Annotated in this window: 10 protein-coding genes, 1 tRNA gene and 1 rRNA gene; 4 read left to right on the top strand and 8 right to left on the bottom strand. The window is 55.0% G+C overall.

Annotated elements, in window-relative coordinates; translation table 11 throughout:
• Positions 1–60: 60 nt before the first annotated feature.
• Positions 61–176 (top strand): 5S ribosomal RNA (rrf, locus tag DD597_RS13400).
• Between the two features lie 95 nt (positions 177–271).
• On the opposite strand, the gene DD597_RS13395 is transcribed toward rrf, so the two are convergent.
• Both DD597_RS13395 and DD597_RS13390 read right to left on the bottom strand, forming a co-directional pair.
• The gene (locus DD597_RS13395; protein ID WP_032608268.1) at positions 272–892 is read right to left on the bottom strand and encodes a DUF2238 domain-containing protein; all 621 of its coding nucleotides are present in this window, start codon (positions 890–892) and stop codon (positions 272–274) included.
• A gap of 113 nt (positions 893–1005) precedes the next feature.
• Positions 1006–1081: transfer RNA gene (locus tag DD597_RS13390), tRNA-Phe, on the bottom strand.
• Between the two features lie 169 nt (positions 1082–1250).
• Between DD597_RS13390 and DD597_RS13385 the strand changes: the two genes are divergently transcribed.
• Together DD597_RS13385 and DD597_RS13380 are read left to right on the top strand one after the other, a co-directional pair.
• Entirely contained in the window at positions 1251–2096 is an 846-nt protein-coding gene (locus DD597_RS13385; RefSeq protein ID WP_129256280.1) for an AraC family transcriptional regulator, read from the top strand.
• 37 nt (positions 2097–2133) lie between these two features.
• The gene (locus tag DD597_RS13380; RefSeq protein WP_003855903.1) at positions 2134–2724 is read left to right on the top strand and encodes a LysE family translocator; all 591 of its coding nucleotides are present in this window, start codon (positions 2134–2136) and stop codon (positions 2722–2724) included.
• Here the strand turns inward: DD597_RS13380 and DD597_RS13375 are convergent.
• The 5 genes from DD597_RS13375 to aspA all read right to left on the bottom strand — a co-directional run bounded on the left by DD597_RS13375 (position 2721) and on the right by aspA (position 8322).
• Positions 2721–3296: a transcriptional regulator gene (locus DD597_RS13375; protein WP_017383972.1), complete on the bottom strand. Its 576-nt coding sequence runs from the start codon at positions 3294–3296 to the stop codon at positions 2721–2723. The two genes, DD597_RS13380 and DD597_RS13375, sit on opposite strands and share 4 nt — an antisense overlap.
• A gap of 49 nt (positions 3297–3345) precedes the next feature.
• A complete protein-coding gene (locus DD597_RS13370) occupies positions 3346–5055 on the bottom strand; it encodes a protein-disulfide reductase DsbD (RefSeq protein ID WP_129256279.1) in 1710 nt (569 codons plus the stop codon).
• Positions 5031–5354, bottom strand: a complete 324-nt coding sequence (gene cutA / locus DD597_RS13365) for a divalent cation tolerance protein CutA (RefSeq protein WP_003855908.1) — start codon at positions 5352–5354, stop codon at positions 5031–5033. Before cutA ends, DD597_RS13370 begins: the two co-directional genes overlap by 25 nt.
• A 113-nt stretch (positions 5355–5467) precedes the next feature.
• On the bottom strand, positions 5468–6769 hold the full coding sequence (locus tag DD597_RS13360; protein ID WP_003855921.1) for an anaerobic C4-dicarboxylate transporter: 1302 nt from the start codon (positions 6767–6769) through the stop codon (positions 5468–5470).
• Between the two features lie 116 nt (positions 6770–6885).
• A complete protein-coding gene (gene aspA / locus DD597_RS13355) occupies positions 6886–8322 on the bottom strand; it encodes an aspartate ammonia-lyase (protein ID WP_003855923.1) in 1437 nt (478 codons plus the stop codon).
• Positions 8323–8656: 334 nt separating this feature from the next.
• Here aspA and DD597_RS13350 point away from each other — a divergent pair, with 334 nt between their 5' ends.
• Positions 8657–9121: an FxsA family protein gene (locus DD597_RS13350; protein ID WP_003855925.1), complete on the top strand. Its 465-nt coding sequence runs from the start codon at positions 8657–8659 to the stop codon at positions 9119–9121.
• 23 nt (positions 9122–9144) lie between these two features.
• Here the strand turns inward: DD597_RS13350 and yjeH are convergent, their stop codons facing one another.
• Positions 9145–10392: an L-methionine/branched-chain amino acid transporter gene (gene yjeH, locus DD597_RS13345; protein ID WP_023315246.1), complete on the bottom strand. Its 1248-nt coding sequence runs from the start codon at positions 10390–10392 to the stop codon at positions 9145–9147.
• Positions 10393–10434 lie beyond the last annotated feature (42 nt).

Here is a 10434-nt window from a genome sequence, read left to right as displayed (position 1 = left end):
AAGGTGTTTTGGCGAAGAGACAGACACGATTTTCAGCCTGATACAGATTAACAGAATTTGCCTGGCGGCTTTAGCGCGGTGGTCCCACCTGACCCCATGCCGAACTCAGAAGTGAAACGCCGTAGCGCCGATGGTAGTGTGGGGTCTCCCCATGTGAGAGTAGGGAACTGCCAGGCATCAAACAAGTGAAGAGGCCATCCGCAAGGATGGCCTTTTTGCGTTTGTTTGCTGAAAAACGGCAGGCCGTAAGGCGAAGCCGCCATCCGGCAACTCAGAGCGCACTATCCACATTCAAACGACGCAATTGCCGCTGATGGAAACGCCCAAGGATCAGCACCGTCGTTAACGCACCAAGCAGCGCGCAAAACATATCAGACTGGGTATCCCATGGATCGCCCTGCGTCCCCAGAAAATCATCCGCACCCTGTCCCATCGCCAAAGCAGCCCACCACTCAATGAGTTCATAGGTGGCGCTAATGGCCAGAGCAACACAGCACACCAGAAACCCCGTCATCTTATGTCCACGAACATACCCACCGCGCAGCAGAATTTCTCGCGCTGCCAGTGCGGGAACCAGCCCCTGGAAGAAGTGACCGAGCTTGTCATACGGATTTCGGCTAAGCCCGAGCATCTCCTGAACCTCAAAACCAACCGGAACCTTTGCGTAGGTGTACATTCCACCAACCATCAGAATGATGGCGTGGAAGAAAACCAGAGTATAGAGAAGGGGAGTCAAAGGGTATCGCCGGTGTGTGGCAAGCAGAAGTGGGATGATGATAATGACGGGCGTCACCTCCATCAACCAGGTGACGCGATCGCTCGTGAACAGGCCGGTATAAAACAGGATCATCAGCAGGAGCAGTGACCCGGCTTTTAAAGCAGATAAGGTCATATCATTTTCATTGTCAGGAAAAAAAATCACTATTACCTGACAGAAGGGAAAATTCAATGCGTAGCGGGGACAGAAAAGCAAAAACCCAGCCATAGGCTGGGTTCTTTAAATAGTGGTGCCCGGACTCGGAATCGAACCAAGGACACGGGGATTTTCAATCCCCTGCTCTACCGACTGAGCTATCCGGGCAACGGAGCGCATTAAACCGCAATCGCGCGCGATCGTCAACATTATTTCGGGAAAAGCTGTTCAACTGCTTAAGTTTGCGGCAATCTGTCCGTTTGTGCCCTGGAATTGCACAAATCTTCCAGACAGTTCAGGCAAGATGTGACAATGCTGATGGTAAGAGGAGGGCAGTATGGCAAACGACTGGCTTGAGCTGCGTCAGCATGCAGAAACAGGTATTGAGACAATTAAGGCGCATTTCGAAGGACATGCCTTTGATCCCCACTGGCATGATAGCTATCTGGTCGGAATAACCCTTTCCGGTACGCAGCAGTTCCACTGTCGCCGTGAACGCCACCGTAGCCAGCCGGGCGATGCTTTTTTACTTGAGCCCGGGGAGATCCATGACGGTGATGCACCGGTAGAGGGCGGCTTTACTTATCTGACCTTTTATATGGATGAACACTGGCTCACCCGTACGCTTCAAGGGCTGTATGACTCTACTCCCGGGAGTTACACTCTCCACTTTGCCCAAACGCTGACGCGAGAGCCTCAGTTGGTGCGCGCTATCGGTGATACATTTACCTCGTTGCATAACGATGAGATGAAGATCGTCCAACAGAGCACAATGGATAACCTGCTCTCTCAGATAACTACCCACTGCCACTGGCGTAAGAAACTCCCGTCGCAATTACAAAGCTCCGCTGTAGCGCATCGTGCCCGCGACTATCTCTATGCGCATATCGGCGAGAACGTGGGGCTATCAGACCTTGCCCGCGAGACGGGTACGGATCGCTTTACCCTCACCCGCTGTTTTAAACGCGAATTTCACCTGGCACCGCACGCCTGGCTTATCCAGCTGCGACTGGCAAAGGCCCGACAGATGCTGGCGTGTGGGGAACTGCCTGTTGATGTTGCGACGGCAGTGGGTTTTGCCGATCAAAGCCATCTTGGTCGCTGGTTCCAGCGTGCATACCGTATTTCTCCGGCACACTACCGCCGGTTGTGCACAAACCTTCCAGACGTTTCCAGAAAATAACGGCACATTCGTGGCTCTAATAAAAAAGGAGTCACCTGTGAATTTATTACCCTTCCTGCTGTTTGCATTTGTCGCCTCGATTACACCGGGGCCAACCAACATTCTGGTACTGGCTAACAGTCAGCACTTTGGCGTAAAAAATACGGTTCCTGCGATCCTGGGCGGGTGTATTGCCGCCAGCGCTATTGTTCTGGTTTCAGGCGCTGGGGCAGGAGAAGTGTTACGCCAGTATCCACTGATACGTCAGGTAATGAGCTGGGCGGGTGTGCTGTGGCTTTCCTGGATGAGCTGGCAGCTGTTTAGCGCCCCGGCCGCGAATCTCTCCTCCAGAAGTCACGTCCGATTTACCGCGCGGGCGGCGGCGTTACTACAGGTTGTAAACCCAAAAACATGGATGATGGCGCTGGCAGTTGTCAGCCTGTTTGCTCCGGCAAGCGACCATGCATTACGGGATATTACGCTGATGGCGCTATGGTTTCTGGCGATCTCCGTGGTCTGTTTGTTGTGCTGGGCGTGGCTGGGGAAGGCGGTGAACCGGATTTTCCGCACCACCGTGGCGATGGTGCGATTTCAACGCGCGATGGCGCTGTGTTTGTTTATTTCCGCCTGGATGGGAATGCTGGCTTAGGTCAGTGCACCACCCATACGACACTGCGCGAACCGCAAAATATCTTCCGCCAGACGGTGCGCCGTATCCACATCCGCCTGGCTACGGTTCACCAGCATGCGGCTCAGGCAACCTTCCAGCACCAGCTCCATCTGCTTCGCGACCATTGCCGGATCATCCACTTCAAGTGTGGTCAGCAGCTCATGTGTGAACTCGTGCGCGGCTCGTTTTTGCTGATCTGCCAGTTGATGGATGGGGTGCCCAGGATCCGGATAGTAGGTGCAGGCGGCGATAAACAGACAACCTGGGTAACGGTTGTTGGTAACACACTCCGTCAGTGCGGTATAGCGCGCCAGCAGCTTTTGCTCGGTGGTCAGTTCTTCATTCAGCATCAGCTGCCTGCGCCAGATATCCACCTGCTGGCTGAGATAGCGCAGGGCATCGTACAGCAGCGCCTCTTTATCCGGCCAGAAGCGCTTAAGTTCATCCAGAGGGTAATCGATACGGTCGGCGACCATCTCAAGCGTGGTGCTGGCGATCCCTTGAATCTCAAGCAATTGCAGGGCTTGTCCCAGTACGTCTTCGCGTTGCACGGTTATCTCCTCCGCTATTCCCAACGGTTTGTCCCGTCTAAAGTGTTGTTTACGGTTGGCGATTGCGCAAATGCGCGTTGAATGCCGTCGCGTCCATAAATCCGGTTACACGCTGCGTCGGCTGTTCTTCCCCCTGTTCATTGAAGAACAGGATGGTAGGCAACCCGAGCACGTTAAGTTGCTTCAGCAGAGCCTTATCCTGCGTGCTGTTGGCGGTAACGTTCGCCTGGAGCAGAACGGTATCGCTCAGCGCATGTTGTACCTGCGGATCGCTGAAGATGTATTTTTCAAACTCTTTGCAGGCCACGCACCAGTCGGCATAGAGATCGAGCATGACCGGTTTGCCTTTCGCCTGCGCCAGGGCGTGGTTAAGGTCATCCACGTTTTTAATCTGTATAAAATTCAGATGAGCCTGTGTTTGACCTGCCGGGGTGCCAAACGCCCAGTCCTGTAGCGGACGGACGCTCACCAGCGCGGCCGCCAGCAGAAGGATCTGTAGCAGGCGCATCCACGGTTTCTTCGCCCCCAGACTCACGATAAACGCCCAGCTGAAGAAGGCCACGCCGAGCATCGCCCAAAGACGTGTACCCCATACATCACCGATGATGCGCTCCAGCAGAAATACCGGCAGCGCCAGAATGACAAAACCAAACGCGGTTTTCACCGTCTCCATCCACGGGCCGCTTTTCGGCAGCAGACGATTGCCAAACACCGTCACCAGGATCAGCGGCAGGCCCATGCCGAGCGCGTAGAGGTACAGCGTGCCGCCGCCGAGCCACAGGTTGCCGCTCTGAGCAATGTATAACAGGATGGCGCTCAACGGCGCAGTGGTGCAGGGGGAGCAAATCAGCCCGGCGATGGCACCCATGGCGAACACGCCGCCCGCAGAGCCACCCTGCTGACGGTTGCTCATCAGCGTCAGACGGGTTTGCAGGGAAGAGGGCAGTTGCAGGGTGAACAGGCCAAACATCGACAGCGCCAGCAGAATAAACACTGCTGACAGTCCGATAAGCACATAAGGGTGCTGAAGGGCGGCCTGGAACTGCAACCCGGCAGCGGCGACCACGAGGCCGAGCGCCGTATAGGTTAACGCCATGCCCTGCACATAGATAAAGGCCAGCAACAGCGCGCGGGCGGTGGAAAGGCGTTGTTTACCGCCCAGCACGATGCCAGAGATAAGCGGGTACATAGGCAGTACGCAGGGCGTAAAGGCGATGCCGATACCAATCAATAACGCCCAAAGTGCTGAGAACGGAAGGTCTGAAGTGGCTTCGCCTGCGCCTTCACCCTTCATCCTGGCCCTCTCCCCTGATGGGAGAGGGGAGGCAGCGCCTTTCACTTCGCTAAGCGGAACGACCTTTGTTTCAGGTGGGTAACAGAATCCGGCGTCTGCGCAGCCCTGATAGGTGACCGTTAATGTGGCACCTTTATCGGCATGGTTCACCGTGACGGGCACGCTTAAGCGCTGGCGATAAATTTCACTCTTACCGTAGAACTCGTCCTCGTGCCACACGCCAGCGGGCATCTGCAATGCGCCGACGTTCGCCTTTGTCGGCGTGATGCTGACCTGCTTGCGATAGAGGTAGTAACCCTCTTTCACCTGCCAGGTGAGACTGAGATCGTGCTGGTTTTGCTGAAAGTCGAAAACGAATGCCTGGTCGGCAGGAATAAAGTTCGAACGGCCGGGTGCGTCAAACAACCCGGCAAAAACTGACGTGCTGCACAGCAGCAGGATCAGCGTAATGAAGCGTTGAGCCATGAGAGATAATCGTTATCGCCGTGGACCACTGGCAGCACCAGCAGCTCCGGGGTTTGGTATGGATGATGAGACTTGAGGCAGTCGAGGAGCGCCTGCTGGTTTGTCAGGTTGGTTTTGAGCAACATCTGGACTTCGTACTCTTGCTCCAGCTTGCCTTCCCAGTAATAAAGGGAGGTGGCGCCGGGAAGAAGCGTGACACAGGCAGCCAGTTTTTCGGCCAGCACTTTGGCGGCCAGATCCTGGGCAGAAGCTTCATCAGGGGCGGTGCACAGTACAACAACAGCATCAGGCGTGTTCACAAGTCGACCTCCTCATCACGAAAGTCTTCACTATATCACGCAAGGCGGTTGGTCATTAATGAAACGGGCCGCAGAGCGGCCCGTTTTTAACTATTTTTACAACGGCTAATCGTTTACAGCACAATGCCGCCGATGATAAAGCCGAGGATCACGCAGAGCGTAATCGCCACCACGCCCGGGATGAGGAACGCGTGGTTAAACACGTACTTACCAATACGGGTTGAGCCGGTGTCATCCATCTCAACTGCGGCCAGCAGGGTTGGGTAGGTTGGCAGCACGAACAGGGCGGAAACCGCTGCAAAAGAGGCAATCGCCGTCAGCGGCGTCACGCCCAGCATCAGTGCCGCAGGCATCAGCGCTTTGGTGGTCGCAGCCTGGGAGTACAGCAGCGTCGCGGCAAAGAACAGCACTACTGCCAGCAGCCACGGATAGTTGTGCAGCAGGTCGCCTGCAACGGTCTGGATATCGCTGATGTGCGCTTTCACAAAGGTATCACCGAGCCACGCCACGCCCAGCACGCACACGCAGGCGCTCATACCGGATTTGAAGGTGCTGGCGTTCAGCACTTCACTGGTGTCGATTTTACAGGTGATGCTGATCAGCGTCGCGATGGTCAGCATAAACACCACAATGGCTTCGTTACGCGGCAGAACCGGGTTCTGGATCAGACCTACCGTGTCGCTGATGGCGGTCGCGTAGAACATCACGGCGACGATACCAATCAGAAACAGCAGCACGGAGCGTTTTGCATGCGGCTTCAGCTCGAAGACCTGGCTACCGCGCAGGCTCACTTCACCTTTTGCCAGACGCTCCTGGTAAACCGGATCGTCTTTCAGCTCGGCACCGAGGAAGTTACACAGCACGGCAGTGATCATTACCGCAATCAGCGTGACCGGAATACAGATTGCCAGCAGCGTCAGGTAACTTACGCCCATTGGCTCAAGGATGCCCGCGAAGAAGACCACCGCTGCGGAAATAGGCGAGGCGGTAATCGCAATCTGGGAGGCGACCACGGCAATAGAAAGAGGGCGAGACGGGCGAATACCCTGCTCTTTCGCCACTTCGGTGATGACCGGCAGCGTGGAGAAGGCAGTATGGCCAGTACCGGCGAGAATGGTCATAAACCAGGTCACCAGCGGGGCAAGGAAGGTGATGTATTTCGGATGGCGACGCAGCATACGCTCCGCCAGGCTCACCAGGTAGTCCATACCGCCAGCGACCTGCATGGCCGCGATAGCAGCAATAACCGCCATGATGATTTCGATAACGTCAAAAGGGATTGCGCCGGGTTTAATCTGAAAGATCAGGGTAAGTACAAGCACTCCGAGACCGCCAGCAAAACCGATGCCGATTCCCCCGAGTCGTGCGCCCAAATAAATCGCCAACAGGACGATGACGAGTTCTGCTCCAAACATAAAGACCTGCCTTGCTCATTAACAAGTTGATATTGAATTGTTGTGTTTTGGTAACGCCCATAAAGAAAAAAGGCACGTCACAAGTGACGTGCCTTTCGGAAGCTTAGCCTGAACGGTTACTGTTCGCTTTCATCGGTATATCGTTTCGCTTTATATGCCGGGTGCATCAGGTTCTGGGCGGAGAAGATATCGTCCAGTTCGGCTTCGGTCAACAATCCTCGCTCGAGAACCACCTCACGTACGCTCTTACCGGTTTCGGCACAAATCTTCCCGACGATATCGCCGTTGTGGTGGCCGATGAAGGGGTTGAGGTAGGTGACGATGCCGATGGAGTTATAGACGTAGCCTTCACACACTTCTTTATTCGCGGTGATGCCGTTAATGCATTTTTCCAGCAGGTTGTAGCAGGCGTTGGTCAGAATATGGATAGATTCAAACATCGCCTGGCCAATCACCGGCTCCATCACGTTCAGCTGGAGCTGACCGGCTTCGGAGGCCATGGTGACGGTCGTATCGTTACCAATAACCTTGAAGCAAACCTGGTTCACCACTTCTGGCACCACCGGGTTCACTTTAGCTGGCATGATGGATGAACCCGCCTGCAACTCTGGCAGGTTGATTTCATTCAGGCCAGCGCGCGGACCGGAGGAGAGCAGGCGCAGGTCGTTACAGATTTTGGACAGTTTCACCGCCAGACGTTTCAGGGCGCTGTGCACCATCACGTAGGCGCCGCAGTCTGAGGTAGCTTCAATCAGGTCTTCCGCAGGCACAACCGGCAGGTTGGACACTTCAGCCAGCTTCTGTACCGCCAGTTGCTGATAGCCATCTGGCGTGTTCAGGCGTGTACCGATGGCGGTTGCGCCCAGGTTCACTTCCAGCAGCAGTTCGGACGTACGCAGCAGGTTTTTCGTCTCTTCGTTCAGCAGCACGTTAAACGCGTGGAATTCCTGTCCGAGGGTCATTGGCACCGCGTCCTGCAACTGGGTACGGCCCATTTTCAGGATGTCCTGGAACTCAACGGCTTTACGCTGGAAGCCATCGCCCAGCTGATTAATCGCGTCGACCAGTTTGACGACAGAGGCATACACCGCGATGCGAAAGCCGGTTGGGTAGGCGTCGTTGGTGGATTGACATTTGTTAACGTGGTCGTTCGGGTTCAGGTACTGGTATTCACCTTTCTGATGACCCATCAGCTCCAGGCCGATGTTTGCCAGCACTTCGTTGGTGTTCATGTTGACAGAGGTGCCCGCGCCGCCCTGATAGACGTCGACCGGGAACTGATCCATGCATTTGCCGTTGTTCAGCACCTCATCGCACGCGGCGATAATCGCATTTGCAGCGCTTTTAGGAATGGTTTGCAACTCTTTGTTTGCCAGAGCCGCGGCTTTTTTTACCATCACCATGCCACGCACAAATTCAGGGATGTCGCTGATTTTGCTGTTGCTGATGTAGAAGTTTTCAATCGCTCTCAGAGTGTGAACACCATAGTAGGCATCCGCTGGAACTTCCCTGGTACCCAACAAATCTTCTTCGATACGAATGTTGTTTAACATGTGAACCTTCTTTTCAAGCTGCCGATGGATTGTACTAAACACACAGTATATATGTGGTTTTGAATATTTTATGACCGACGATTATTCCCTCAATCGGCCAGATGTTCGAGATCATATGCTGATGATAGCGAATTGCCGTAAGCTGGATCACTTATTATCGACCCGATTTCATGATAATTATTAATCTGTGAAATATGTCACCGCTTTAATATTTCCAGAAAAAATATCCGTGCAAACCGATTGAAATTTGGCTAACCGTCGCCATCTCTTATCTACGCGCTTCGCGAACACATTCAGTCAGGGCCAGAAGGCACCTGCCATACAGGAGATGCCAGTGCGCTGGATACCATTTATTGCTTTCTTTCTTTATGTTTACATTGAAATTTCGATTTTCATCCAGGTTGCCCATGTGCTGGGCGTCCTGCTGACGCTGATTCTGGTGATCTTCACCTCCGTCATCGGCATGTCGCTGGTGCGCAATCAGGGTTTCAAAAATTTCCTGTTAATGCAGCAGAAGATGGCCGCAGGCGAAAGCCCGGCCGCCGAGATGATCAAAAGCGTGTCGCTGATTATTGCTGGTTTGCTGCTGATCCTGCCGGGCTTCTTTACAGACTTCCTCGGCCTGCTGTTGCTGTTGCCGCCGGTGCAGAAGCACCTGACCATGAAGCTGCTGCCGCATCTGCGTTTCAGCCGTATGCCAGGCGGTGGTTTCAGCACCGGCCCGGGGGATACCTTTGAAGGGGAATACCAGCGTAAGGATGAGCAGCGCGACCGGTTAGATCATAAAGACGATCGGTGAGTTTCTGGCCCGGTGGCGCTCGCTCACCGGGCCTGCGGAGCTTGTCGCTTCGGTAAAAACACCCACAGCCCCGCCAGCATGACGATGGCGTACACACTCTTCCATCCCACCATCGCCAGCAGCATCAGGCACAGGACACACCCGACAGCCGCCAGCGCCTTAAAGCGTCCTTTCAGTAGCCGACAGCCCGCCAGCATGCACAGCAGGTAGATCATGATGAAAATACCGTTGGCGTAGACAATCAGCGCGTCAAGGTTGATGTCGAGGAGATAAATGGCCAGGGAACTCACCACGCAGCAGCCCAGTACGGTATTCAGCGCATTCACCGGAAGCTGACGCTTTGACAGGCGTGAGAGGGGGCTATCCGGTTTATAAAGTGCCTGAGACCACACCAGCCGGGCGAAGCTCTGAATATAAATGTTGAGGCTGGCAAAGCAGGCGAGATAGCCAATCACGCAGGCTACCCACAGGGCTTTAACACCAAACAGCTGCACCACGATGCCCGGCAGCGACGCGGCGGCGGCTTTCTCTTCACTGAACGCGTTGAAGTGCAGCACCAGTACGGTACAGGCCCAGTACACGGTGCCCGCCAGCAGCAGGCCAATCATCAGAGCGCGGGGAAAGTCACGCTCGGGCTGTTTAAACTCGGATGCCAGATGAGCGAACGCCTCCAGACCGACGAAACACCAGAACATGACGGATAGTGCAGCGAAAAGCTGTGCGTGGTCGATGTCGTTAATCGCGGGGAAAGGGATATCCGCCACCGTAATGTCACCCGCAAACCAGATGGCGACGATCAGCGCGACAATTAACACGGCGACCAGCGTTTGCAGATTGGCGCTGGAACTGGCCCCTCGCGAGCCAACCCACCAGACAATCGCCAGCGTACCGATTTCAGCCAGCAGCAGTTGTTCATCGTGCCAGCCAAACAGCGCCTGTCCGAAGCCGGTTGCGATATGCAGGGCTGCCGGAAGGCCAACGGGTATCACCGACAAAAATAGCCAGCCGGTGACACGCTTCATCCGCGGCCCAAACGCCATGCCGACAAAATGCGCTACGCCGCCTGCGCTCGGGAAGTGCCGCCCGAGTATGGCAAAGACAATCGCCACCGGAAACACCAGCACGATCAGCACCGGCCATGCCCAAAGACTGTTATTGCCGGCAACCAACGCCGCCAGCGCGGGAACCGCAAATACCCCCGTGCCTAATAAAGACGTTGAGAGTAAGCCAATGCCCTGCGCCAGCCCCAACTCCTGCCTGAGTCCACTCATTTACCTCGTCCCGCCACCATCAAAAGAGAGTGGATGGTAACA

The organism is Enterobacter cloacae complex sp. 677-3DZ2D5B (genome assembly GCF_004136695.1).
Taxonomy (GTDB): domain Bacteria; phylum Pseudomonadota; class Gammaproteobacteria; order Enterobacterales; family Enterobacteriaceae; genus Enterobacter; species Enterobacter hormaechei_C.
The sequence above is the reverse complement of the archived record's forward strand: the minus strand, read 5'-3'. Positions and strand labels throughout refer to the sequence as shown.

Coding starts and splice junctions, on each gene's coding strand:
- aspA (WP_003855923.1), bottom strand. CDS start 8,322: ATGTTAAACAACATTCGTATCGAAGAAGATTTGTTGGGTACCAGGGAA.
- DD597_RS13360 (WP_003855921.1), bottom strand. CDS start 6,769: ATGTTTGGAGCAGAACTCGTCATCGTCCTGTTGGCGATTTATTTGGGC.
- DD597_RS13370 (WP_129256279.1), bottom strand. CDS start 5,055: ATGGCTCAACGCTTCATTACGCTGATCCTGCTGCTGTGCAGCACGTCA.
- yjeH (WP_023315246.1), bottom strand. CDS start 10,392: ATGAGTGGACTCAGGCAGGAGTTGGGGCTGGCGCAGGGCATTGGCTTA.
- DD597_RS13385 (WP_129256280.1), top strand. CDS start 1,251: ATGGCAAACGACTGGCTTGAGCTGCGTCAGCATGCAGAAACAGGTATT.
- DD597_RS13395 (WP_032608268.1), bottom strand. CDS start 892: ATGACCTTATCTGCTTTAAAAGCCGGGTCACTGCTCCTGCTGATGATC.